Genomic DNA, 24,458 nt, shown 5'->3' with positions numbered 1-24,458 from the left:
CAGCGGTTAACATATGAAAGCGAGTAGCCCTTCCGCTTGCTGCAAATAATTGAGCATGACTAGCCAAAACAACTCAGATAATAACAATAAGGCATTATCTCCGAATCCAGAGACTGTGACTCAATCTCGATCGTCTTTGGATCTAGATGATTTCCAAGACGACGATATATCGAATGAGAACTTGGCAACTCAGCAAGCACTGGCAGCGATTGCCGCAATTCATGCCCAACAACAATCGACTTCTGCATCAAATCTAATCGTCAAACGCACGAGTTGGCGCACGGCACATCCCAGGGCTTCTTTACTTACCTTAGTCGCGATCGCGCTCGTTTGGATTGGACTATCCTTTAATAACTTTTTGTGGATTGGCTGGGTAGGCACGCTGCTAGCGTTGTTACTTTCGCTGGGGGTACTTTTACCTTGGACGATAAAAGCAGTCTCAGACATATTTTCCCCCCTAGAGCGATCGCTATTTGTGGCGGGGACAGGTTTAGCTATTGCCTTAATCGGCTTATTCCGATTTGGAAATATCGGTCGTGCGATTATCGATTGGGCGACCAAATTAAACTGGGATGCGATCGGGGCATTAGGTGAAGTTTTTGGCGCGTTAGGACAAATTTTAATTGCAATTATTGCCGTTTATGTAGCTTGGCGACAATATGTAATTTCCAAAGACTTGACAATTCAACAAAACCTGCTGACAGTACAACAAAACTTAATTACCCAGCAGCAAACCATCGATTCTTACTTTCAGGGAATTTCCGATTTGGTATTAGATGAAGAGGGAATGTTAGAAGATTGGCCTCAAGAACGGGCGATCGCTGAAGGGCGTACGGCTGCTATTTTTAGTAGCGTCGATGCTAGCGGTAAAGCCAAAATCATTCGCTTCTTATCTCAATCGAAGTTACTGACTCCCTTACAGCGAGATTTTCGTTTGGGTAGAGCCATTCTCAACGGTGAAGGTGGTTACTCCGAAGACCGTAACTATGGTATTCGAGTTATAGACTTAGGCGTAATGTTAGCTAGAGCAGATCTTTCTAATACCGATTTGCGTTGGACGGATCTCTCAGAAGCAAATTTGATTGCGGCAAATCTGAACAATTGCGACTTAGTAAAAGCAAATCTTTCCCGTACCATTTTGTATGAAGCACAGCTAGTGAGTGCCGACCTCAAAAGTACTCGTTTATTTTACGGTGATGCTCAAACTGCTACACCCCGCAGTCGCAATATCGCTCCCAACTACAATACAGGAGAACAGACGGGGGCAGTCATTGAGAATGCCGATTTTACTGATGCCCAGCGCATGTCTGAATCCTTACGTTATTACTGCTGCGCTTGGGGAGGCGAAAAAACCAGAGCCACCATTCCTGGTGGCTGTGAAGGGATTCCGAATAAATTGGGACGATAAATGTAGAGACGTTCCATGGAACGTCTCTACATAGGAATTAACTAAAATGCTGAATAATCGCGTCGGCAAATTCAGAACATTTAAGCGGTTGAGCTGGAGGTTCCATCAATCGCGCTAAATCGTAGGTGACTTCACGATTGGCGATCGCATCTCCAATTCCTTGCTTGATTAATTCTGCTGCTTCTTGCCAACCCATATATTCCAACATCATTACGCCGGAAAGAATTACCGAACCAGGATTGATTCTGTCGAGTCCGGCGTGTTTTGGTGCAGTGCCGTGAGTCGCTTCAAAAATAGCGCACTCGTCGCCAATATTCGCTCCTGGACCCATCCCTAAGCCGCCGACAACCGCCGCTGCTGCATCGGATAGATAGTCTCCATTCAAATTCATCGTAGCGAGAATGGAGTATTCATCGGGTCGAGTTTGGATTTGTTGGAAAATACTATCGGCAATGCGATCGTTGACCATAATTTTATGTTTCCATTGACCGTTGCCGTGCGTTTCCCAAATTTGGCTCAACACCGCTTCGACTTCCTGGCAAATTTGGGCTTTTTTATCGGCAGTCAAAGCATTGTAGCCAGGTTCGAGCTGTCGAGCGTTGTCTTCTGTACTGAGGTCTGGGTTGTGTTCTTTGTTGCCAAGAATCCAAGACTCGCGTTCGGTGATGCACTCGTTGCGAAACTCAGATGTTGCCAATTCGTAGCCCCAATCGCGAAAAGCGCCTTCGGTGTATTTCATGATGTTGCCTTTATGCACCAAAGTCACCATTTGTTTATTGGGAGGCAACCGTAGGGCGTGTTTAATGGCGCGTCTGACTAAGCGTTGAGAACCAGTCTTGCTGATGGGCTTGATGCCGATTCCTGCATCGAGAGGAATTTGTTTTTTACCGTGTTCGGAAGTAGCAGGGATGAGATCTTCATTCAAGATTTTAATCAGGCGATCGCCAATTTCGCTTCCCTGTCTCCATTCAATGCCCAGATAAATATCTTCCGTGTTTTCGCGATAAATAATCACATCCAGCTTTTCTGGATTTTTGTGCGGGGAAGGCGTTCCAGGATAGTAACGACAGGGGCGAACGCAGGCATACAAATCGTTGATTTGGCGTAGTGCTACGTTGAGCGATCGAATACCACCACCAATCGGTGTCGTGAGCGGACCCTTAATTGCCACGCCAAATTCTTTGATTGCCTGGAGTGTATCTTCAGGCAAATATTGGTATGTGCCGTAGACTTCGCAAGCTTCATCTCCAGCGTAGACTTTAAACCAGTCGATCTGTCTTTTGCCCTGATAGGCAGTTTGTACGGCAGCATCCATCACCTTTTGGGCGGCGGGCCAAATATCTACCCCCGTACCATCTCCGCGAATGAAGGGGATAATTGGATTATCGGGAACGATTGGTTCGCCATTACTGAAGGTAATTCGAGAACCAGTAGTAGGAGGAGTGATCTTCTCGTACATGGATTGCTACACCAGGAGTCTAGAAACTTTTATTTTGCCATCTGACGATGCTGTTATGGAACGCTAGCAGATTTTGAATCAAGGAAATGTAATCAGCGAGCAGGGAGTAGAGGAGAACGATCGCCAATTCCGAATTCCGAATTCCGAATTCCGAATTCTGTCTTCTGGCTTCTCCGTAATATAGTTAAAATTAGCGATCGGTGCTGAACTTTGTGCGTTTCTAGTGAGAGCATGACTAACCCAACCACGACATCAGATACTCCCATTGACTTTTCTGCTCTCCGCTTGCAGCTTTCGTCTGGGTCGGAAAAAGTTCAACAGCAACTCATTCAACAGCTAGCAACACTGGGCGAGCCAGGTTTAGAAGTGTTGATGGACTTTTTGCTACAACGCCGCGATCGCCTACCGACTTGGATTGATGGCAAAATCTACCAAATCCTCTATCGTTCCGAGTTTTCTCCGGCACAGGAATTTTTGCAAACTCACTTTCCCGCCGGAATTGTGACGCTGCGATCGCAATCTAATATCGATTACAGTTCCCTACAACAATTGTTGATTGAGGGAGACTTCCAAGCAGCAGACCGCGTGACGCTACAAAAACTTTGCGAACTGGCTGGCGCGACTGCCGTACAGCGCAAGTGGCTATATTTTACAGAAGTCGAAAGATTTCCCATTCTCGATTTGCAAACTGTCGATACCCTCTGGTCAGTTTACTCCGAAGGAAAATTTGGCTTTTCCGTGCAGCGAGGACTCTGGTTAACTTTAGGCAAAAACTGGGAAAAACTATGGGCAAAAATTGGCTGGAAAAACGGTAACACCTGGACGCGCTACCCTGATGGATTTACTTGGAGCCTTGACGCTCCCATAGGACACCTACCTTTGTCAAATCAGTTACGCGGCAATCGTGCGATCGCCGCACTATTTTCCCATCCAGCCTGGGAGAAGAGGGAGCAGGGAGCAGGGAGCAGGGAGTAGGGACAAGAGAGCGATCGGGAGCTGAGGGAGAAAGAGCAACTGTCAACTGTCTTCAGGCAGTGTAGCGGAGCGCGTCTACTGTCAACCAATAACTACCAATTACCAATTACCAATTCCCATTACCCATTACTAACTCCTTAAGAGTTAGCAAAATCTTTCTGCTCCCAATTGTTGATCCTGAATAAAAATCGGGAATCTTAAGTCTAGTAGATATCCCTGAAATCAGGGTTAGATACAGCACAACATTGATATTGCAGTTCGATCGCTTTCTTGCAGTGTAAGGTGGATTGGTAAATGGTGGAGCCAGAAAACAAATTAGTGTGTCGAGGGGATACTGGCGTAGATCCAATGATAGATCGGCGCATGAAGGCGTTGTTAGAACTGGGTTTGTTAGAAGCTCAAACTACGCCAGTTTTTGAGGAAGCAACTCAAACCGCTGCCCACCTGCTAGAAGTACCGATCTGCATTTTGGGCTTTTTAGACCGCAATCGTCACGTGTTTAAATCAGCAGTGGGTTTGTCGCGTTTGGGGTTGATGAATCCACTAGCGCAGGAAAGACAGTTACCAATCCACGAATCGTTTTGCACTCAAGTTGTCGAAACGAGCCAAATCGTTAACGTTGGCAATACCCGCGCTCATCCTGCTTTTACTAACAGCGTCTTAGTCCAGCGTTACGGTATTCTTGCTTACCTGGAAGTTCCATTGATTGACTCCTCCGGTTTATGCTTGGGTGCGATCGCGGTGATGGATTTAGAACCCCGCAATTTCAGCATCCAACAGATGAAATTTCTCGAACTCATGGCTCGTTGGAGTATGAGTGAATTCGAGCGCAATCGCCTGCTCAAAATGCAACAGTTAGAGCCACTAGAGCAGCGGGCGATCGAGGTTGCACCGCAAATTCTCAATCCCGCACCAGCAATCTCTTTCTCACCTCCTACTGCCTTACCAGAAGCCCTTTCCATTGTCCAAGTCAAACTCAAGTTGCTAGAGCAGCTCACCCAAGAACTCAGAACTCCTTTAACATCAATTTTAGGAATGGCAAATGTCGTAGGACGAGAAATTTACGGTCCTCTGACGACGAAACAGAAAGAATATCTCGAAATTATTCAAAATAGCGGTCGATATCTCCTCTCCCTAGTTAATGAAGTTTCTCAATTGGGAGTTGTAGAGGAATATTCCCTGAGTCTCAATCTAACTACTGTCGATATCGAAATGCTCTGCCAGCAGGTACTCAATACCTTAGATGAGGTCGCCAAACGCAAAGAACAAAAATTACGACTATCGCTGGAGCCTGCTAAAAGTCGAATGTGGGTGCTGGATAAAGACAAGGTAAGACAGCTGATATACCACCTGATATCGAGTATGATTCAAGCTGCTACAAGTGGGAGTGCGATCCGCATTCACATTTCCTATAAAGGTAACTCTACGCTCGATCGCGTGGGTGAAATGATGGGACAAAGCAATCTTTTGAATCTAGCAATTTCAGTCTCTCATCCTTGGTTAGGAGAAGGATTAACCCCCGTCGATCCCTACTTAGGACAAATTTCTACTTTTCATGCTGCTCGTACTGGCGATGAAAGGCAGGAGTCAAAAAGCAAGAGGTCAATGCACGAACATGACGATCGTGAGGAAGACAAGACAGAATTAGTCAATGTCAATAGCTTCAATCGTTCTTGTGAAAGCCTACGCTTGTTGCTCAGCCGTGCTTTAGCAGAACTACACGGTGGTCAAATTGATATTTTAGGGACTCCAGAATCCGGCTATCGTTATGTCGTCAGTCTTCCCGAGCTAACATTGGCGCAAGCTAATACCGAAATTTAACTTGATTCAGTTTGAGGCGATCGCACTTTCATCTGAAGTCAAAATGCGATCGGCTTTAAAAGTTATACAGTCGTTAACCTTAGCAATGTTCCCTATTGGCGTTGCCAAACTTTAATATAGTCAATGTCAAAATAGCTAGGAAACGGCGTGGAGTCATCTGGAAGCTTATTCGTCCAAATTGGACCAATTGCTAGAGTCGTTAAAATATACATTGGTTTTTGCGGAATATTTTCGCTGTTTGTATAGCGCATTCGCTCTACCCCATCTACGTACCAAATTATGGCATTTGGTTCCCATAGCACTGCGTAAACGTGGTAGTCTTCTGAGAAATCAAAGTTGTTACCCCACGATAAAGATGAGTATTTTGGCTTGCCTCGATCGTTGATATAGTGCAAGACCATCAGCACGCTTTTCATATCTGAACCAACAAACTCCGCGATGTTCACTTCTGGAGGCCAGTTTCTATCCTCTGCGGCAAGCCACATCGTAGGCCAAAAACCCCTACCTTTAGGTACTTTGGCACGTATTTCTACAAAGCCGTACTGAAATGCATACCTTTGATGGGAAGAAATCATGCCAGAAGTGTACTGGAATGTTGCATTGTAAGCATTCCAAATGCGTTTTTGAGTGCGTATTTGCAAGATTCCATTTTGTACCAGCACTTCCTCTGGTAAAAACCATTGGATTTCTTGCGCTCCATGATTAGCACACCCCCTTCCCGAATGCCACCAATAGCAAGTATCCCATTTGAGCAGATCGAGAGATGTACCGTTGAATTCATCCTCGAATACCACCTGCCAGTTATCTGCCCGCACGACAGCTGGGCTGAATAATATTGTTGCGATCGTGGCAAAACTAAGCAAAGTTGGTCGAACGCTCTTTCGCAACCAAAAGCTGTGTTTCATATTTGTAGAACATTTGCAGAATTAATTTCGGTCAATTGACTTCATTTCGTGTTTAACACTTGGTTGTCAATTACCCTTTAAGAATTTGGTAAGATTTTAGATTTATGATTAGTAATTTGGCAATATCCTCTCGCTAGTAGCGATACTTTATTTTGCTGCTACGGGGAGATTTATTATTTAAAATGCGCTGTGTTTTTCATAAATAATAGCTTAAGAACTCAGAAGGAATTAGAGACAGGTTGGCGAACCTATAAATATACTTTAAATACATCTAGTCGAAATGTATTATTGTTGACTTTTTCAATAATTCATATCCGTCTGTAGATATAAATTTAGACTTGCTATAGCTGACCGAAAAATTTTAGAAAAAAACCCTAATGCGTGGAAATAAGTAGCCCTTGAGAATTTCTAGAAATCCAACAGACTTTTTGGGAGAAACAAGAGAGACTTGTGGAAAAGCGATCGCGCGTGACTGAAAGAACTCAGCATTCACCTAGCAACTTACAAGTACTAATGGATACTACTAGAAATGTATTCAATGACAATCGTAAACTTGTAGAGATAATTGTGACTGACATTGTGTATTAAGCTAAGGCAAATAAAATTCGCAATTATGGTAAGTCAAGTCAGCCTAACGTTGACTTAAGATAGACCAATCCCTATCCCGCAGCTCATGCTTATGAATTCAGTTTGGCAGCAATTTACTTTATCTAGCTTGCCGCTGCAAGAATGGCGACGTGCAAGCTACTTACACCGTTCTGTTGTCGGGCTATTTAGTACTTGGCGACAGGGTAGCTGGCTGATGCAATGGTCGGAAGCTCTGGCAGCTCTACTAGTGAGTTTGGTCTTTGCGCTTGCGCCATTTGTCTCCAATGACCTAATTGGCGTGTTACTCTTTGCTTGTGCTAGCTTCTGGGTACTGCTGACTTTGACAGACGAACGACGTTATGCTCCAGAGCGTGCCAATACTCTGACCCCAATTCATTTGTTGGTATTGCTTTACTGGGGCATCTCTACAGTAGCTACGGCACTATCACCCGTCAAAGCCGCTGCTTTCATAGGTTGGCAAAAGCTAACGCTATATTTAGTTCTGTTTGCCTTGACTGCGAGGATTTTGCGATCGCCCCGCATTCGTTCTTGGTTGATTACCCTCTACCTCCACGTAGCGCTGATTGTTAGCATTTACGGTTTGCAGCAGTGGTTTTATGGGGCAAATGCTCTAGCAACTTGGGTAGATACTCAATCTAATCTCACCCGCATTACCCGCGTTTACAGCTATCTTGGCAATCCTAACCTACTTGCTGGCTATCTCCTACCAGCCGTGGTTTTGAGTCTGGTTGCTGTCTTTGCTTGGCAGCGCTGGGTTCCCAAGTTGCTAGCACTAACAATGTTTTTTGTCAATAGTGCCTGTCTCGTTCTTACCTTTAGTCGTGGTGGTTGGATGGGACTACTCGTAGCGATTTTTGCCGTGTTGGTACTATTGGTGTATGTGTTGAGCGTCCATTTCCCCCCCTTTTGGCGTACTTGGTCGTTACCACTGCTTATCGGTGGTGTAACGTTGGTATTAGTAGGTGGAGTGTTGTTTGTCGAACCAATCCGCGATCGCTTTTTGAGTATCTTCGCCGGACGGGGTGACAGCAGCAACAATTTTCGCATCAACGTATGGATAGCAGTGATTGAGATGATTAAAGACCGTCCCATTTTAGGGATCGGTCCTGGCAACACTGCCTTTAACAAAATTTATCCGCTTTACCAATTGCCTCGTTACAATGCCCTAAGTGCCTACTCGATCTTGTTGGAAGTAGCCGTAGAAACTGGTTTTGTTGGTTTAGCTTGCTTGTTGTGGTTGCTAGTTGTCACCTTCAACTCAGGGTTGCAACAACTGCGCCGTTTGCGGCAAACTGGCAGTCGAGAAGCATTTTGGTTAATTGGAGCGATCGCGGCTTTATTTGGAACTCTGGTTCACAATATTGCCGATACTGTCTGGTATCGTCCTGAAATCAACACGATTTGGTGGTTTATGGTAGCGATTATTGCTAGTTACTATGCTGCCCCAGTCACGCGATCAGATCTTTTGGCTAATTCCTCTTTCGATCGCGGTTCGGATAGCTAATCTCGGATTTAGATACGTATTGGTAGGGGCGCACAGCTGTGCGCCCCTACAGTTGGTTTGCGTTTCCTACAGTTAGTTTGGGACAGATCGTTAAAAATCAACAACAGCCATCCTCTTTTCCCAAAAAGGCAGTAAAACAATACAGTAATACAACCGGATTGAGATCGAGCTGTGGGAAAAATGCAATTGATGGATAGACTGCGCTTGGGTGCGGCTGTATTGACAGCAAAAACCGTGACATTTGGGGTGCGATCGCTACGTCTGGGTGCGGCTAGCGTTTTACCAGGAGAAATTGCCCGTCGTCTTCAGCCAAAGTTGTTGCAACTGCTGAGTTGTCAGGTGAAGCAAGGAGTGATTCTCATTGCTGGGACGAACGGTAAAACTACCACATCCCTGCTATTACGCACGATGTTGGAACGTCAAGGTTGGCGGGTTGTCCACAATGCAGCGGGGGCAAATTTAGAAAATGGTTTGATGACAGCGCTGTTACAAAACACAAACCCCATCGGTTCGCTAGATGCAGATTTTGCCATTTTAGAAGTAGACGAAAATATCGTTCCCAAGGTGTTAGCACCCCTGCAACCTCGGCTAATTCTGGCGTTAAACTTGTTTCGCGATCAGCTGGATCGATATGGGGAAGTCGATACAATTAGCAGGCGTTGGGGACAAGCGATCGCACCTTTACCTTCAGAAACGATTATTGTTGCTAATGCTGACGATCCTACCTTGGCTGACATGGGTCAACAGCTTAATCAAAATGTCTTATTTTTCGGACTGAGCGAACCGGAACACTATCTTGATGAAATTCCCCATGCTGTAGACTCAATTTATTGTCCCAGTTGCGGTACTCGCTTGGTTTATCAAGGGGTTTATCTTTCACACCAGGGGGATTATAACTGTCCTAACTGCGGTTTTCGCAAACCATCCTTGGCGATCGATAGTCGGGAATGGGAGCAAATTTTAATTGGGTTATATAACAAATACAATACTCTAGCGGCGGTGTTAGCAGCACAGCAACTTGGCGTAGATAAAGCGATAATCCGCGATACTATAGCTAACTTTCAGGCGGCTTTCGGACGGGCTGAGGAGTTGCAAGTTCGCGGTAAACACGTCCGCATTCTCTTGTCTAAAAATCCGGTGGGGATGAATGAAACAATTCGGGCAGTGAATGAGGTAAGCGAGAGGAAAATCAAAGAGGAATCGCATCAACTTGCGCCTGTGTTGATGGTTTTAAATGACAGAATACCCGATGGTACGGATGTTTCGTGGATTTGGGATGTGGATACAGAAAAGTTAGTCGAACGAGGAGGGACTTTAATAGTCAGTGGCGATCGCGTTTACGATATGGCTTTGCGTTTGCGTTACAGTCAGCCGCAGATAGATAGCAAAATGAATTTGGTTGTGAAGGAAGATTTAAAAGAGGCGATCGCGACTGCGTTAGCACAAACTCCAGCAAATGAGACTTTACACATTTTGCCTACATATTCTGCCATGTTGGAAGTGCGGGAGATTTTGACGGGAAGAAAGATTTTGTAAGAGGTGGTAATTGGTAAGTCGTAAGTCGTAAGTTGGAATGAACTGATAACTGATAACTGACTATGCTTTTATCTCAGACAGAAAGACATTTAGCTGCTGAAATTGATTTTGATGAGTCTGTTTTGGAGATGATTAAGCAAGAATATCAAGTCAAAATGCAGAAAATTATTTTAAAACAAGAGGTGTATCTTAAAGATAGCGAATTGAGTTGTGTAAATGAAGTTTTGCCAGCTTACTATCTCGAATTTGAGCAAGATGTTTACGGAGTCTACAACTATGGAGGCAATCTTTTAGTAGAAGGCTTGTCTATTATCATCCCATCTTATATAGATTATCGGGATATTTTTGTCAAGCTAAAACACTTATTGAATCCACACGGCTATCTGACAAGCTGCGAAAATCGAGTTGGTTTGACTCCAGAGAAAAACAGGTTAAACCAGTATATTTCTAGAGTTTTAAACTATGTCACACAAGCAGAGTTAAGAATTGCAGTTTTTAAGGGTGAAGAACCTTGGGATATTATTAAGATTCATCAGACTAATGGGTGGAATTATGATATTTCTCCTAAAGACATAATTAATAAATTAAAATCATGGCAAGAAGTAAGTGAATTTGAAATTATATTTGCTAGTAAAAGTAGCTTGAGTCTAGAATTCGTACGACTACCTACAGATATTGAAAAATTTGCTAAAGACGTAGCTGAATTTTGTCCCGATCTCCGCAATACTCAGCTAGTTGTAAGCAAGATCGAGAAGTATAAAAGCCTTTATTTAACCTGGAATTGAGCAAGAAATATATATGAATCTGGAAAATATGGAAATTACAATTGGCTGGTTATATCCAACTTTAATGAGTACCTATGGCGATCGCGGTAATGTTATTTGTATCCAGCGCCGCTGTGAATGGCGCAATTATACGGTAAAAATATTACCTTTAGATCGAGATTCTACGGCTCAAGATTTTTCCCAAGTCGATATCCTCGTCGGTGGTGGCGCACAAGATAGACAGCAAGAAATTGTCATGCGCGATTTGCGCGGTGCTAAAGCTGAGGCGTTACGAGAAAAAATCGAAACTGGTACGCCAGGAATTTTTACTTGTGGTGCGCCGCAATTATTAGGACATTACTACGAACCAGGTGAAGGACAACGAATCGAGGGACTGGGATTATTTGATTTTGTTTCTATCCATCCCGGGTTAAATGCGCGTCGCTGTATCGGGAATTTAGTTATTGAAGTGACAGCTAAAAAGTTAGCACAGGAATTAGTAGCAATGACAGGTTCACCACCCTACTTAATTGGTTTTGAAAATCATGGCGGACGGACAAAATTAAGTCAAGTAGAGGCATTAGGACGGGTAATATATGGTTTAGGAAATAATGGTGAAGATGGTACAGAAGGAGCAGTTTATCAAAATGCGATCGCGACTTATTCGCATGGTCCCCTGTTACCTAAAAATCCATTTTTAGCTGATTGGTTGATTCAAACTGCCTTGAAACAAAAATACCAAGAATCAATTGCACTTTCACCTTTAGATGATACTTTGGCTAACCAAGCACGGGAAGCAATGTTTAAGAAACTGCGCGTAAATTTGCCGACATTGGTTAAACAGTAGGGTGCGTTAATTAACGCACCTACCTAATCGAGAATTAAGCGCGATCGCTTGAATCTTTTGATTGCTATGAATAGGAGTCCTAGATTGGCGATCGCCAACACCAAGAAAACGATTAAAATTACGTGAGTTATATTAGTATTTTTAGCTGACTTTAAAAGACTTGTTTGTAATTGAGTTGGAATTAGGCTCAAACTCAAAAGTGGAATCCAAGTTAAGGCAATAGAAACAAAAGCTAATTGTTGGGCTGCTTGTTTAACTGTGGGGCTGCGGAGAGAGACAATGACACCTATACTTGCCATAGCTGTAGCTGTCAAAATTCCCAATCCAATTCCAGTTAAAGTTATTCCTATCGGATAGAGTAAAATTTCTCCTTTGTTATGAGTTAAATTAACAGCTATCAAACCTGTTAGTAAGACTATTAGCGTTAATAATAAACCATAGATCACAACTGTAATAATTTTACCGAATAGAATTGCTACTTCTGATAAAGGACTTGCCAATAAAGTTTCTAAAGTATGTCTCTCTCTTTCTCCTGCAAAACTATCAGCAATAAGCGCCATAACTGGTAGAGTTGGTAGCCAACCCCAATAAGCAATTGTAAAGGGAGAGTCTACCCAAAATGTACCAATTTGAATCGGCATGAGCAAGCCGAATATTAAGATTAAAGGTAGCCAACTTAGAATCGTTGTTTTGAGGCTACCGCGCTGAAATAAAAGTTCGCGCCACTCTTTCCAAATGACAGTCCAAATATCGGTAATCATAACAAATATGGTCGCTCGACCTCGAACATTTATGTACGAATGAAATTCGCGACTACACAGACAAAACCCGCCGACGCGGGTTTTAAGAGCTGTTAATTTATCTTAGAGTCTGCGAAGGCAGACTTCGCTTGTGTAGCCGCGACTTCTAGTCGCTCAATGCAAAACATGAGATAATTTAGCCACTAGTAGCGCGATCTGTCAGGCGAGTTAATACCTGATTGGAACGCTCGACAAAAGATTTCATTCCTTCAGCATTAAATCCTTTTTGTGCCATCAATGCCAAGTCATAAACGTGTTGACAAATTGAATTAGCTAATTCGGCACTTGGCGACTGCCCTTCACCTTGGATAATACTACCTTGGCTGAGGCTGACTAAGTTTTGAATCAGCGGATGCGCGGTATTAACTAGTAAGATATGATCGTCAGGAAACTGTGCTGTTTGCTGCTGGACAAAAGCACTCATTTCTTGAATGCGGCGCATATATTCAGGTAACAACACCATTGCTGGGGGCGTACCTTGCGGATCGTCAGATTTTAATGCTTCTGTACGAATGTTGAGTTTGGGTTTATTCAAGGCTTTTTCAAACAATTCCTTGATTAATTCGCTGCGAGTTTTGTTCGTAGTCGGATCGACAATTTCCCCAGCTTTATCTTTGTCAAGTAGAGTTTGATCTAAGTCAGAATCAACGCGAGAGAATTTAACATCTGAATACTCTCTTTCTAGGAAAGAAATAAAGTGAGTATCGATAAAGGAATCCATAAATAGGACTTCTAAACCCTGCTTCTTATGCAGTTCTACATAAGTAGCTTGGGTAACTTCATCGGTGCAATAGTAAACGCGATTCTCGTGACGTTCTTTGTTACGTTCTAGGTATTCTTTCAGCGTGGTATAGGGGGAAGTTGTAGGGGCGTTCTCCTGCACGCCCGTACCTGAGTCGGGAGTAGATTCTGCTGGTTGTACGTCTTGCCATGCGTCTCCCTCTTCTGCTTGCACTTGGACGGCTGGTGTTTCTGTCGCAGGTGAGGACGCAGCCTCTACAGGCGTTTCATAGGTTGTGCGGTAGATGACGATATCTTCGACTTGTTTTTTGAATTTCTCGTCGTTGAGGGAACCAAATTTGACAAACGTACCTACATCTTGCCAAACTTTGATATACTCTTCGCGGCTATTGCGGTATAACTCCTTGAGGCGATCGCCGACTTTACGAGAAATATAATCGGCAATTTTCCTTACCGTCCGGTCTGTTTGCAAGGCGCTGCGGGAGACATTGAGAGGAATATCTGTGCTGTCAATCACTCCCCGCATTGGTAGTAAGAATCGCGGGATAATCTCTTCGCAATGGTCGCTAACAAAGACTTGGTTGCAGAATAGTTTGATCTGTCCTTGGGTGACATCTACATCCGGTCTGAGTTTAGGAAAATACAAAATCCCGTTGAGGATGAAAGGATAGTCAGTGTTGAGATGTACCCACAACAGGGGTTCTTCCTGAAAAGGATATAGGTAGCGGTAAAATTCCAAATAATCTTCTTTGGTGAGATTATTTGCCGACTCTCGCCAAGGCGCTTTTTGCTGGTTGATAACCTCGCCATTCAGTTTGATGGGAACAGGCAGAAAATCGCAATAAGTCTTGACAAGTTGCTTGATACGTGCATCTTCTACGTACTCCTGCTCGTCTTCCATTAAGTGCAGGGTAATAGTCGTACCGCGATCGCTGCGAGATGAGTCTTCTAAAATAAACTCTGGGGAACCATCGCAACTCCAATGGACGGCTGGCGCACCTGCTTGGTAAGACAGAGTATCGATCTCAACTTTTTGCGCCACCATAAAGGAAGAGTAGAAACCCAAGCCGAAATGACCGATGATCTGTTGGTCAGATTTCCCCTCGTACTTGTGAATAAATTCTTCTGCACTAGAGAAAGCCACCTGATTGATATATTTCTTGACTTCCTCCGCCGTCATCCCGATACCGTTGTCGGAGATGGACAGAGTTTTGCGATCTTTGTCTATAGCAATTTGAATCTCTGGTTCGCCAATCTCGCCGGAATACTCCCCAGCACGGGATACCATTTTCAGCTTTTGGATAGCATCAACTGCGTTAGAGATCAATTCCCGCAAGAAAACCTCATGGTCGGAGTAGAGAGATTTCTTAATAATGGGAAAAATATTCTCAGTGTGGATGCTGATTGTGCCTTGTTCCCGCATACTAAATCAGTGTTGTGGTGAAATGTTCTTTAATCAGGATCTTAATGGCTTAAACCACGCGATCGCTCTTTACTTAACTAAAGATTCCCCCCAACGCTAATTCGGTTTACCCTACCTGTTTTTAGATAAGGGAGACAATTCAATGCGCGATTTACAATAAACGCTGCGCTACACTTCGTGAACGCAATTCGCAACTACTGCTGTACGGGCGGGTTTTGACCAAAAATTTCTCGCCGCCAGCCGTGAATCTCTTGCTAAACCCGCCCCTACGATTTCCCGATAACTGATAACTGACATGAAGGATATGCAACGCGAATTTACCAGTCGTGAAGAACTGGTAGCCTACTTAAAAGAACAATTTCCTACTGCTGCTAGCCGAGATGATAATATCAGCGAAACTGTGGGGGGTCGTAAAGCGGCTGAAGAAGCTTTACAAATAGTAGATGCAGCCCGGTACGCCAAAACTCGCAATTTTCTCACGGGTGCGGTAACTCGTCTCTCGCCCTATCTCCGTTATGGAGTTTTGAGTCTCGCTGATGTTAAGAAATATGTCCTGAACAAAATTCAGCAGCCAGATGAAGCGACGAAATTAATTAACGAACTCGGCTGGCGCGACTATTGGCAACGCCTATATGTCAAATTAGGAAATGGAATTTGGGAAGATCGAGAAGAATATAAAACTGGTTACACTGCCAAAGAATACGCCCCTAAACTACCAGAAGACATCGCCACAGGGACGACGGGGCTAGTTTGTATCGACAGTTTCAGTCAACAAATGCGCCAGACAGGGTATCTACACAACCACGCCCGGATGTGGATGGCTGCTTACATGGTGCATTGGCGGCGCATCCGCTGGCAAGTCGGGGCAATATGGTTTCTCGAACACTTGTTAGATGGCGATCCGGCGAGTAACAATATGTCTTGGCAATGGGTAGCGAGTACCTTTAGCCACAAACCCTATTTCTTTAACCGCGAAAACTTAGAACGATACACTGAGGGAGTTTACTGTCGCGAATGTCCCCTCTACGGACATTGTGACTTTGAGGGTGGTTACGAACAAATAGAACAGCGATTGTTTCCCAAAGCAGAATTTAGTCGGCAGCCTAATAGTCAGAGTTGGCAACGCGGGAAAAAAAGGCGATAGGAATCGGAAGTCGTAGGGGCGGGTTTAGCAAAAGATTCACGGATTGTGACAATAAATCTTGGTTCAAAACCCGCCCGTACAGGAGTTAGGAAATTACCCATTACCCATTACCCATTACCATGAACCAACCTATTATCTGGATACACGGAGATTGCTTGAGTCCAAAAAATCCTGCACTGCAAGAATATCCCAATTCGCCTGCAATTTGGGTTTGGGATGAGGCTTTAATTGAGGAGTGGCAGTTAAGTTTGAAACGAATTGCTTTTATTTATGAATGTTTGTTGGAATTACCTGTTGTGATTAGACGAGGTGATGTGGCGAAAGAAGTGTTAGCTTTTGCCAAAGAACATAATGCCGATTCAATTGTGACAGCGAATAGTCCTAGTCCCAGATTTGAAACAATCTGCAATGAAATTGAGCGATCGCTAAAACTAGAAGTTTTTGAAGTCGAGCCATTTTTTGAGTACGATGGTTACATCGATCTGAAACGATTCTCTCGCTATTGGAAAGTAGCAGAAAGATATATATATAGTAGAGTGCGTTAATTAACGCACTCTACTTACTCCCCGTGAAAGTCACCCCTTGAATAAAGTAGCGATTAAAAAAGGCATAAATTAATAGTGCAGGTAAAGTGAATACCATAGACGCAGCCATAATGTAATTCCAATAACTAATGTATTGTCCCTTGAATGTATTCAAACCCAAGGGCAAAGTAAACATTTCTGGGGTGGAAATAATCATTAATGGCATTAAAAAGTTATTCCACGAACCTAAAAATATAAATATAGTTTGGGCTGCTAAAGCTGGTCTAGCTAAAGGTAAAACAATCTGAAAGAAAGTTTCTAAGTACCCCAAACCATCTAAGGCAGCAGCTTCTTCTAATTCTTTGGGAAAGCTAACAAAAAACTGCCGCATCATAAAGATGAAAGTCGCATTGACAATATTCGGAACAATTAATCCCTGATATGAATTTAGCCAGCCTAAAGATTTGAGAATTAAAAAACTAGGAATTAGCGTCACTTGAGCTGGAACCATTAAAACTGCTAAGATACTGAAAAATAGGATCTGATTTCCCTTAAATGGAATACGTGCAAGAGCATAACCAGCCATTGAGTTGAATAAAAGATTAAAAATAGTGACAGTGCTTGCAACTACGACACTATTAAATAGCCAACGACCAAATAATGGTTCTTCTAGAAAAATCTTTTGATAATTTTCTAAAGTAAAGTTTTGCGGAAACAAGTTCAAGCCGCCAGCAATAATTTCAGACAAGGGTTTAAATGAAGCAGAAAGCGCCCAAGCAAAGGGTAAAAAAGTGGCGATCGCATAGACAATCAAAATTCCATATAAAATTGGAATAAAAGATATCTTTTTATCTATCTTCATCTGTATCTCCTTTAGCAAGGCTTACACCTATATCCGCAATGATTATTCTTAAATATATACTCAGAATATATCTGACAATATATCAAAAATACCTATTTACCCGCGTTTATCTACAGGAGGCAATTCTAGACTAAAATTTTGACAATAAAACTTAAAAGTCAATTGAAAAAACTAGTGAAGTTGCTCAATCGCTACCTAGTCACAACTAAATTTCTTCTCCTCTTACTCGTGATAACCCTAACTTTGGTGGGATGTCAGGCGACACCTAGCAATTCTGGAGTGACAAAAATTACGCTGTGGCAAGGAGTCAATCCACCACACAATCGAGATGTTTTACAAGCGCTGGTAGATCGCTTCAATCGAGAGCATTCTGACGTTCAAGTAGAATCTTTGTATGTCGGGCAAGCGGAACAGCAATTACCGAAAATTTTGGCAGCAGTAGTAGGAAATGCACCGCCAGATTTACTGTGGTTTAATGCGACGCTAACCGGACAATTGGTGGAACTCGATGCCATTCGTCCTCTAGACGATCTGCTGCAAACTTCTCCCGTCAAGGATGAAATCGATCCTAGCCTGTTTGCGACGATGGAGTATCAAGGACATACTTGGTCTGTGCCATTTGGGGTAAATAACGTAGGTGTATTTTACCGTCCCAGTTTATTTGAAGCCGCAGGAATTACTCAGTTACCGCAAACTTGGGAAGAATTGCGTCAAGTTGCGCGTCAATTAACCATTGACAAAGACGGAGACAAACGGATCGACCAACACGGAATGTTTTTGCCGTTAGGAAAAGGGGAATTTAGCGTCTTTCTGTGGCTACCCTTCCTGTGGAGTGGTGGCGGCGAGTTGGCAAGTAACAATCCCCAACAACCAGCAGATGTAAACATAGCAGATGACAAGGGTGCGATCGCCTCACTGGGATTGTGGCGCGATTTAGTCGATGATGGTTCTGTCGTTCTATCTTTACCAGAACGAGGATTTGAAATCGATGCTTTCTTAGCTGGAAAAGTCGCGATGCAATTGACTGGTCCCTGGACGCTGGGACAGTTCCAAACCACAGGAATAGATTTTGGCGTGTTTCCAATTCCTCAAGGCGATCGCCAAGCAACTGCGATCGGTGGAGAGAACTTATTTGTATTCAAGTCTACGCCCGAACGCGAACGAGCTGCGCTCAAGTTTGCTGAGTATGTTGTCCGTGAAGGATTTCAAACTGATTGGGCAATTGGTACGGGGTATTTACCCGTCAATATGAAGGCAAGGGAAAGCCAGAAATATCAAGATTTCATCAAAAAACAGCCTGCCGTAGAAGTGTTTTTAGCGCAGGCAAAATACGGGCGATCGCGTCCGATTTTTCCTGGTTACAGTCGCTTGTCAGAAAATTTAGGTAGGGCGTTAGAAGCTGTTTTATTAGGGAAAAGCACCCCTACCGAGGCATTACAAGCCGCACAGCAAAGGTTGGATTTGATTTTTCAGAGAGGGAGCAGGGAGTAGGGAGCAGAGAGCAGGGGAGCAGAAGGGCTTCAGGAGCAGAGGGAGAACGATCTCTTACCACTCACCACTCACCATCCAACTACCAATTACCAATGACCAACTACCATTTCCTACAAATTGTTAAATCCAAAACAGTAAGCGATCGCGAATAAATGTTATCTGGGAATAACATTCATGTACGTGTCTTGACGATTCGGGCGCTCTGGAATTTATGACCTTCTCAATTGTGGCTTGGGATTCGGCAACGCAAATGACTGGGGTGGCAGTGGCAACTAAGCATCTGGCTGTAGGGGCGCTCGTACCTCATGCTAAGGCAACTGTAGGAGCGATCGCGACTCAGGGTCAAACTAACCCGCTATTAGGCATTTGTAGCCTGCAATTGCTAGAACATGGAGTTTCGGCTGAAGATACTTTACATCTGTTACTGCAAGACGATCTCAATTGCCATCAGCGTCAGCTACATTTGGTAGATCGTCACGGTCATACGGCAGCGTGGACGGGTGAAGACTGCGTTGGTTGGGCAGGACACTTGACATATCCTTACTTTTCTGTCGCCGGAAATATGCTATTAGGCGAACAAGTTTTGGTCGCGATGGCAGATGCCTATCAAGCTAGGGCGGAAATGGAGTTTTGCGATCGCCTGTTACATGCTTTGGAAGCTGGCGAGGCGGCTGGGGGAGACAAGCGAGGACGGCAATCGGCAGCGCTGTATGTCGTGCATCGAGATGTTTATCCTTATTTGGATTTGCGTGTCGATCGCCATGAGAATCCATTGGTGGAACTGCGGTGTCTATTTGAAGAATCGCGTCAAGATTATTATCAGTCGTTTCGGCAGACTATGCCTCCCCAGTGTCCTCGGACTATGGTAAGTGCGATCGCTAAGTATTTGGCTACTCCGACTAGGGAGCAGGGAGCAGGGAGCAGGGGAAGAGAGCTGAGGGGCTGAGGGAGCAACTCAAAATTCACGCATGAATTCGGAATTCGGAATTCCGAATTCTCCCTACACCCTATTTCTCACACCCCTACAGTACGCGACTGACGCATGGATTCGACGAACTTGGCAAATAAGTAATCTGCGTCGTGGGGACCAGGGCTGGCTTCAGGGTGGTATTGGACTGAGAATAGGGGTAGGGATTTGTGGCGCAACCCTGCTACGGTGCGATCGTTTAAATTGAGATGAGTAATTTCGACATCTGCTGGAATCGAATCTGCATCAAGTGCAAAGCCGTGATTTTGACTGGTAATTTCGACTTGCCTTTGTAAGCCAGCAGGTTGATTCAAACCGCGATGACCAAATTTTAGCTTGAAGGTTTCTGCCCCTAATGCCCGACCTAGTATTTGATGTCCCATGCAAATACCAAATATTGGTTTCTGGGCTGAAAGTAGGGCTTTTGTCGTTTCAAATCCTTCGGCAACGGCGGCGGGGTCACCAGGTCCATTGGAAAGAAAGATGCCGTCGGGATTGTATTTCAGAATCTCTTCTGGTGGCGTATTAGCAGGAACGACAATGACGCGACAGCCATAACTCGCTAGTCGCCGCAGAATATTGCGTTTGATGCCAAAGTCAATGGCAACAACTGTGAGAGTCTTCCCATTTGGGGCTACGGGTTTAAATTCCCAAACAGAGTCAGTGGTTCCAGACCATTCGTAAGCAGTGGGTGTGGTAACTTCGCTGACTAAGTTTAATCCTGCCATACTGGGGGCAGCGAGGACGAGTTGCAATAATTCTGCTTCGTCGAGGATTTCTGTAGAAATAGCACCATTCATCGATCCTACTTCGCGGATCTTGCGGACTAAGGCGCGGGTATCGATGCCGTAAATTCCAGGGATGTTGTGCTGTTTGAGGTAGTCAGGCAAGCTGCCCGTAGAGCGCCAATTACTAGGACGGTAACAGACATTTTTGGCGATCGCACCTTTAACTTGGGGGCGATCGGATTCTTCGTCTTCAGGATTTACGCCCGTATTTCCCAATTCTGGGTAGGTAAACGTGACAATTTGACCGCGATAACTGGGGTCGGTTAAGACTTCTTGATACCCAGTCATGCCAGTGTTAAATACGACTTCGCCAATGGTAGTACCAGTAGCACCGAAAGATAAACCATGATAAGCAGTACCGTCAGCAAGAACGAGAAGGGCGGGTTGAGAGGTCATAACTAAGGGGTTAGGAGTTAGGGATTAGGGGTTAGGGTAAGGACAAGGGGGATAAGAAGACAAGGGGGACAAGGGGGGGAACTCGCTCTTCCCCACGACCGTTCGGCGAAGCCGTTCCCGAAGGGTAGGGAGTGGGGATTAGGGGGCGAAGGGGGGACAAGGGAGATAAGGGAGAGGGGGGAAGATGGGGGAGAGCAAGGAGAAAATTCTCCCTTGTGTCCTCCCACACCTCCCACACCTCCCACACCTCCCACACCTCACACTACTCACCACGCATCACTCTTTTCCCTCGCTCCTTACTCCTCGCTCCTCGCCCCTACTTGTCGAGATTCAATCAAACGAATGGCACGACTGACGCTTTCGGGGAGGACGACTACTAAACTACCACGGGAAGCCATGTCGAGAGCGGTGTTAATGGCTCTTGTCTCTTCCAAAATGGATTCATAGCGACAGTTGGAATTGGCTTGGCGGATGCCTTTTTCGATTAAGTCTGCGGCATCGCCACGGGGACGACCGCGCGTATCGTCGTCTTCTTTGACGATAATAAAGTCAAACATTGCGGCGGCGAGTTTGCCCAAGGTAATGAAGTCTTCGTCGCGGCGATCGCCAGGCCCCCCGATTACGCCGATCCGTTCTCCTTGCCAGTTGCGGACAAAGCTACCCAATGCCTCGTAACTATGGGGGTTGTGGGCGTAGTCAACTAATGCGTGATAATCGCCTAACTCAAATAAATTCATCCTACCTGGGGTTTGGCTGGCAGATGGTTGAAATGTCTGCAATCCAGCTTTAATCTGTCCCAAGGGGATTCTTTGGGTAAATGCTGCTAAACTCGCAGCTAAGGCATTGGCGATCGCAAAGTTGGCGCGTCCGCCCATCGTTAGCGGTACGTTGACTGCTTGTTCGAGTCGTAGTTTGATTTCTCCTTGCAATATTGACAAATAACCGTCTTCATGCACTGCCGCTAAGCCGCCATGTCGAGTATGTTCTCGCACGATGGGATTATTTGGGTTGAGTGAAAAGTAGGCTATTTGAGCTTTCACCCGTTTTGCCATTACCGCAACTAAAGGATCGTCAGCGTTGAGAATAGCATAACCGTGGGGAAATACGGTTTCTGCAACGACACTCTTGAGGTGAGCTAGTTGCTCGACTGTATTAATATCGCCAATTCCTAAATGATCGGCAGCTACGTTCAAAATAATTCCGACATCGCAGGCATCAAATCCCAACCCAGAGCGCAAAATTCCGCCCCGTGCTGCTTCCAGTACGGCAACTTCTACCGTGGGGTCTTGTAGAATTAACTGGGCGCTTTGAGGACCTGTATTATCGCCTTTATCGACTAAACAATCGCCGATATACGTCCCATCGGTGGTAGTGTAGCCGACAGTCTTACCAGTTTGTTTGACGATGTGGGCAAGTAAGCGCGTGGTTGTGGTTTTACCATTGGTTCCGGTGACAGCAAGGATGGGAACGCGGCTGGATTTACCTGGGGGAAACAGCATATTGATGACTGCTGCCGCGACATCGCGAGGCTTGCCTTGGCTGGGATGGGTATGCATCCGAAAACCAGGCGCGGCATTCACTTCTACCACTACGCCACCCACTTCTCGCAAAGGACGGCTGATATCTGGGGTAACAATATCGATTCCGGCAATATCTAGACCGATAATTTTTGCTACACGTTGCGCTAGCCAAATGTTTTCCGGGTGAATTTCATCAGTGCGATCGCAAGCAATACCACCAGTGCTGAGGTTTGCTGTAGCTCGTAGATAGCAAATTTCATCTCGGTCTAGAATGCTATTTAAGCTGTAGCCTTGTTGTGCTAAGAGGCGATCGCTATTGCGATCGAGCTGAATGCGGGTGAGGATATTATCGTGTCCGTCGCCGCGATCGGGGCCTTGATTGATAATTTCGATTAATTCCTCAATCGTACTCCTACCATCTCCCACAACGTGAGCGGGAATGCGTTCGGCAACTGCGACAACTCTACCATCAACTACAACTACGCGATGGTCGCGCCCTTGATAGTAGCGCTCGACAATAATGGAGCGAGAAACTGCTTTGGCTGCATCATAGGCGGCTTCTGCGGCTTCCCAAGTTTGAATATCGAGTGTAATGCCTCTACCGTGGTTGCCGTCTAGCGGTTTGATAACAATGGGATAACCACCAACAGAGGCGATCGCATCTTCTAGTTCGTCAAAATAATTGATAACCGTACCTCTAGGAACGGGTACGCCAGCATTGCTGAGAATATATTTAGTAGCTTCTTTATCAGAGGCAAGTTCGACACCTAAAAGACCCGTGTTGCCGCTTAAAGTTGCCTGTATGCGCTTCTGCCGTTTGCCATAGCCGAGTTGAATTAAATAACGCGCCCCGAGTTGCATCCAAGGAATATCTCGCGCCTCTGCTGCTTGAATAATTGCTTCTGTACTAGGACCCAAAGCCGCATCTTGGTGAAGTGCTTTGAGATCTTGAAGATCTCGTTCTAGTTCCGATTTGGAGTAGTATCCCAGATCCACAATACTTTGACACAGCCTTACAGCAGCACGGGCTGCATAGCGTCCGGCTTTCTCGTTTTCGTACTCAAATACAACGTGATAAACCCCAGCAGTAGCCGTCTCGCGGGTACGTCCAAAGCCTGTTGGCATTCCTGCTAGTTCTTGTAGTTCTAAGGCTACGTGTTCGACTACATGACCCATCATCGTGCCTTCCCGTAGCCGCATTAGGAAGCCGCCGCGACACCCAGGAGAACAGAAATGTCCCTCTAAGCTGGGTAGTGCTTCAACTAACCCCTTGTAAAAACCTGGAATTTCATTAGATGGTTTTTCTGCCAATTCTTGCAAGTCTAGCTGCATAGCAACTAGTTGATGGCGGCGAATGCTCCAATAGTTTGGACCCCGCAATGTTTGAACTTTGAGAATTCTCATTCTAATTCATTCCTCTTGGGCAATTTGTAGTTATTGGGAAGTGAGTAGTTATTAGTGACCAACAATCGGTGGTTAGTCATAACTTCTGTCTTTTGTCGCCTGTCTCCTCGATTTTGACCTGTAACTTTTAACTTTTGGCTTTATTCTTCTTGCAGCCAACAATTTTCTAAAAATTCTATGCAATCTCGTTCCCAACAGCGTTCTACTTGATACATCCAATAAAAGTCCCAGTGGTTTTCAATTAAAAAAAAGTCCCAATTATCATATAAATAGTCTTCTAATTGCTGGCTTATATCTTGTAGCCAACATTTTTCTAAAAGCTCGAGCTGGTACGTATACCAAAAAGCAGTAGGGCTGAGAATAACTTTATCTAGAGAACCAAAAAATAGTTGTTTGAGATATAAACGAAGCGGAAATTTAGTTTTATGTTTCCAGTTTGAATCCATATGACTTGTTTTCCTTTGTATGCGATCGCGGAGTTTGAATATCCCTCATCAAACCTGCATTTTGTAGCTCTTGACTCCAATTAGTTTAGAGCTTAGGCAAAAGATGTGAAGGATTTGTGAACGA

At 44.7% G+C, this 24,458-nt stretch carries 20 protein-coding genes; 11 read left to right on the top strand and 9 right to left on the bottom strand.

Going from position 1 to position 24,458, the window contains the following annotated elements:
- Positions 1 to 55: 55 nt before the first annotated feature.
- On the top strand, positions 56 to 1,408 hold the full coding sequence (locus N4J56_RS29090; RefSeq protein WP_317109665.1) for a pentapeptide repeat-containing protein: 1,353 nt from the start codon (positions 56 to 58) through the stop codon (positions 1,406 to 1,408).
- 37 nt (positions 1,409 to 1,445) lie between these two features.
- Here N4J56_RS29090 and N4J56_RS29085 read toward each other — a convergent pair whose 3' ends face one another.
- Complete coding sequence (locus tag N4J56_RS29085) at positions 1,446 to 2,867, bottom strand: NADP-dependent isocitrate dehydrogenase (protein WP_317109663.1); 1,422 nt, start codon at positions 2,865 to 2,867, stop codon at positions 1,446 to 1,448.
- Between the two features lie 231 nt (positions 2,868 to 3,098).
- On the opposite strand from N4J56_RS29085, the gene N4J56_RS29080 reads away from it, so the two are divergent.
- A complete protein-coding gene (locus tag N4J56_RS29080) occupies positions 3,099 to 3,842 on the top strand; it encodes a GUN4 domain-containing protein (RefSeq protein WP_317109661.1) in 744 nt (247 codons plus the stop codon).
- Between the two features lie 294 nt (positions 3,843 to 4,136).
- Positions 4,137 to 5,663: a GAF domain-containing sensor histidine kinase gene (locus tag N4J56_RS29075; RefSeq protein WP_317109659.1), complete on the top strand. Its 1,527-nt coding sequence runs from the start codon at positions 4,137 to 4,139 to the stop codon at positions 5,661 to 5,663.
- Between the two features lie 92 nt (positions 5,664 to 5,755).
- Here N4J56_RS29075 and N4J56_RS29070 read toward each other — a convergent pair whose 3' ends face one another.
- Complete coding sequence (locus N4J56_RS29070) at positions 5,756 to 6,568, bottom strand: glycoside hydrolase family 16 protein (protein ID WP_317109658.1); 813 nt, start codon at positions 6,566 to 6,568, stop codon at positions 5,756 to 5,758.
- A gap of 679 nt (positions 6,569 to 7,247) precedes the next feature.
- On the opposite strand from N4J56_RS29070, the gene N4J56_RS29065 reads away from it, so the two are divergent.
- The 4 genes from N4J56_RS29065 (at position 7,248) to N4J56_RS29050 (ending at position 11,828) form a co-directional block, all read left to right on the top strand.
- Positions 7,248 to 8,681 carry an IctB family putative bicarbonate transporter gene (locus tag N4J56_RS29065; protein WP_317109657.1) on the top strand — a complete coding sequence of 478 codons (1,434 nt, stop codon included), beginning with the start codon at positions 7,248 to 7,250 and terminating at the stop codon, positions 8,679 to 8,681.
- 180 nt (positions 8,682 to 8,861) lie between these two features.
- Complete coding sequence (locus tag N4J56_RS29060; RefSeq protein ID WP_317109656.1) at positions 8,862 to 10,217, top strand: Mur ligase family protein; 1,356 nt, start codon at positions 8,862 to 8,864, stop codon at positions 10,215 to 10,217.
- Between the two features lie 62 nt (positions 10,218 to 10,279).
- Positions 10,280 to 11,002, top strand: coding sequence for a DUF4253 domain-containing protein (locus N4J56_RS29055; RefSeq protein WP_317109655.1), 723 nt, complete (start codon positions 10,280 to 10,282; stop codon positions 11,000 to 11,002).
- 13 nt (positions 11,003 to 11,015) lie between these two features.
- A complete protein-coding gene (locus N4J56_RS29050) occupies positions 11,016 to 11,828 on the top strand; it encodes a type 1 glutamine amidotransferase (protein ID WP_317109654.1) in 813 nt (270 codons plus the stop codon).
- A gap of 23 nt (positions 11,829 to 11,851) precedes the next feature.
- Here the strand turns inward: N4J56_RS29050 and N4J56_RS29045 are convergent, their stop codons facing one another.
- The 3 genes from N4J56_RS29045 to N4J56_RS29035 form a co-directional block, all read right to left on the bottom strand.
- The gene (locus N4J56_RS29045; protein WP_317109653.1) at positions 11,852 to 12,589 is read right to left on the bottom strand and encodes an ABC transporter permease; all 738 of its coding nucleotides are present in this window, start codon (positions 12,587 to 12,589) and stop codon (positions 11,852 to 11,854) included.
- Positions 12,590 to 12,764: 175 nt separating this feature from the next.
- Positions 12,765 to 14,792, bottom strand: a complete 2,028-nt coding sequence (gene htpG / locus N4J56_RS29040) for a molecular chaperone HtpG (protein WP_317109651.1) — start codon at positions 14,790 to 14,792, stop codon at positions 12,765 to 12,767.
- Positions 14,793 to 14,960: 168 nt separating this feature from the next.
- Complete coding sequence (locus tag N4J56_RS29035) at positions 14,961 to 15,089, bottom strand: hypothetical protein (RefSeq protein WP_317109649.1); 129 nt, start codon at positions 15,087 to 15,089, stop codon at positions 14,961 to 14,963.
- Positions 15,090 to 15,096: 7 nt separating this feature from the next.
- Between N4J56_RS29035 and N4J56_RS29030 the strand changes: the two genes are divergently transcribed.
- Positions 15,097 to 15,936, top strand: a complete 840-nt coding sequence (locus N4J56_RS29030) for an FAD-binding domain-containing protein (protein ID WP_317109647.1) — start codon at positions 15,097 to 15,099, stop codon at positions 15,934 to 15,936.
- Positions 15,937 to 16,055: 119 nt separating this feature from the next.
- Positions 16,056 to 16,481 (top strand): hypothetical protein, encoded by a 426-nt coding sequence (locus N4J56_RS29025; protein ID WP_317109646.1) that lies wholly within the window; start codon positions 16,056 to 16,058, stop codon positions 16,479 to 16,481.
- Positions 16,482 to 16,491: 10 nt separating this feature from the next.
- On the opposite strand, the gene N4J56_RS29020 is transcribed toward N4J56_RS29025, so the two are convergent.
- A complete protein-coding gene (locus tag N4J56_RS29020) occupies positions 16,492 to 17,322 on the bottom strand; it encodes a carbohydrate ABC transporter permease (protein WP_317109645.1) in 831 nt (276 codons plus the stop codon).
- A 174-nt stretch (positions 17,323 to 17,496) separates the two neighbouring features.
- On the opposite strand from N4J56_RS29020, the gene N4J56_RS29015 reads away from it, so the two are divergent.
- On the top strand, positions 17,497 to 18,813 hold the full coding sequence (locus tag N4J56_RS29015; RefSeq protein ID WP_410500626.1) for an ABC transporter substrate-binding protein: 1,317 nt from the start codon (positions 17,497 to 17,499) through the stop codon (positions 18,811 to 18,813).
- 211 nt (positions 18,814 to 19,024) lie between these two features.
- A complete protein-coding gene (locus N4J56_RS29010) occupies positions 19,025 to 19,759 on the top strand; it encodes a DUF1028 domain-containing protein (protein WP_317109641.1) in 735 nt (244 codons plus the stop codon).
- A gap of 68 nt (positions 19,760 to 19,827) precedes the next feature.
- Here the strand turns inward: N4J56_RS29010 and carA are convergent, their stop codons facing one another.
- The 3 genes from carA to N4J56_RS28995 all read right to left on the bottom strand — a co-directional run bounded on the left by carA (position 19,828) and on the right by N4J56_RS28995 (position 24,334).
- Positions 19,828 to 20,964, bottom strand: a complete 1,137-nt coding sequence (carA, locus tag N4J56_RS29005; RefSeq protein ID WP_317109639.1) for a glutamine-hydrolyzing carbamoyl-phosphate synthase small subunit — start codon at positions 20,962 to 20,964, stop codon at positions 19,828 to 19,830.
- A 296-nt stretch (positions 20,965 to 21,260) separates the two neighbouring features.
- Positions 21,261 to 23,888, bottom strand: coding sequence for a cyanophycin synthetase (gene cphA, locus N4J56_RS29000; RefSeq protein WP_317109638.1), 2,628 nt, complete (start codon positions 23,886 to 23,888; stop codon positions 21,261 to 21,263).
- Between the two features lie 140 nt (positions 23,889 to 24,028).
- Positions 24,029 to 24,334 carry a hypothetical protein gene (locus N4J56_RS28995; RefSeq protein ID WP_317109637.1) on the bottom strand — a complete coding sequence of 102 codons (306 nt, stop codon included), beginning with the start codon at positions 24,332 to 24,334 and terminating at the stop codon, positions 24,029 to 24,031.
- Positions 24,335 to 24,458: the final 124 nt, after the last annotated feature.

It is taken from the genome of Chroococcidiopsis sp. SAG 2025 (assembly GCF_032860985.1).
In the GTDB taxonomy this organism is placed as follows: domain Bacteria; phylum Cyanobacteriota; class Cyanobacteriia; order Cyanobacteriales; family Chroococcidiopsidaceae; genus Chroococcidiopsis.
This window is presented reverse-complemented; position numbering and strand designations above follow the sequence as displayed.

Bases quoted from the DNA above. Each gene is read 5' to 3' on its own strand.
- N4J56_RS29090 (WP_317109665.1), top strand. From the start codon at position 56: ATGACTAGCCAAAACAACTCAGATAATAACAATAAGGCATTATCTCCG.
- N4J56_RS29085 (WP_317109663.1), bottom strand. From the start codon at position 2,867: ATGTACGAGAAGATCACTCCTCCTACTACTGGTTCTCGAATTACCTTC.
- N4J56_RS29080 (WP_317109661.1), top strand. From the start codon at position 3,099: ATGACTAACCCAACCACGACATCAGATACTCCCATTGACTTTTCTGCT.
- N4J56_RS29075 (WP_317109659.1), top strand. From the start codon at position 4,137: ATGGTGGAGCCAGAAAACAAATTAGTGTGTCGAGGGGATACTGGCGTA.
- N4J56_RS29070 (WP_317109658.1), bottom strand. From the start codon at position 6,568: ATGAAACACAGCTTTTGGTTGCGAAAGAGCGTTCGACCAACTTTGCTT.
- N4J56_RS29065 (WP_317109657.1), top strand. From the start codon at position 7,248: ATGAATTCAGTTTGGCAGCAATTTACTTTATCTAGCTTGCCGCTGCAA.
- N4J56_RS29060 (WP_317109656.1), top strand. From the start codon at position 8,862: ATGCAATTGATGGATAGACTGCGCTTGGGTGCGGCTGTATTGACAGCA.
- N4J56_RS29055 (WP_317109655.1), top strand. From the start codon at position 10,280: ATGCTTTTATCTCAGACAGAAAGACATTTAGCTGCTGAAATTGATTTT.
- N4J56_RS29050 (WP_317109654.1), top strand. From the start codon at position 11,016: ATGAATCTGGAAAATATGGAAATTACAATTGGCTGGTTATATCCAACT.
- N4J56_RS29045 (WP_317109653.1), bottom strand. From the start codon at position 12,589: ATGATTACCGATATTTGGACTGTCATTTGGAAAGAGTGGCGCGAACTT.
- htpG (WP_317109651.1), bottom strand. From the start codon at position 14,792: ATGCGGGAACAAGGCACAATCAGCATCCACACTGAGAATATTTTTCCC.
- N4J56_RS29035 (WP_317109649.1), bottom strand. From the start codon at position 15,089: ATGTCAGTTATCAGTTATCGGGAAATCGTAGGGGCGGGTTTAGCAAGA.
- N4J56_RS29030 (WP_317109647.1), top strand. From the start codon at position 15,097: ATGCAACGCGAATTTACCAGTCGTGAAGAACTGGTAGCCTACTTAAAA.
- N4J56_RS29025 (WP_317109646.1), top strand. From the start codon at position 16,056: ATGAACCAACCTATTATCTGGATACACGGAGATTGCTTGAGTCCAAAA.
- N4J56_RS29020 (WP_317109645.1), bottom strand. From the start codon at position 17,322: ATGAAGATAGATAAAAAGATATCTTTTATTCCAATTTTATATGGAATT.
- N4J56_RS29010 (WP_317109641.1), top strand. From the start codon at position 19,025: ATGACCTTCTCAATTGTGGCTTGGGATTCGGCAACGCAAATGACTGGG.
- carA (WP_317109639.1), bottom strand. From the start codon at position 20,964: ATGACCTCTCAACCCGCCCTTCTCGTTCTTGCTGACGGTACTGCTTAT.
- cphA (WP_317109638.1), bottom strand. From the start codon at position 23,888: ATGAGAATTCTCAAAGTTCAAACATTGCGGGGTCCAAACTATTGGAGC.
- N4J56_RS28995 (WP_317109637.1), bottom strand. From the start codon at position 24,334: ATGGATTCAAACTGGAAACATAAAACTAAATTTCCGCTTCGTTTATAT.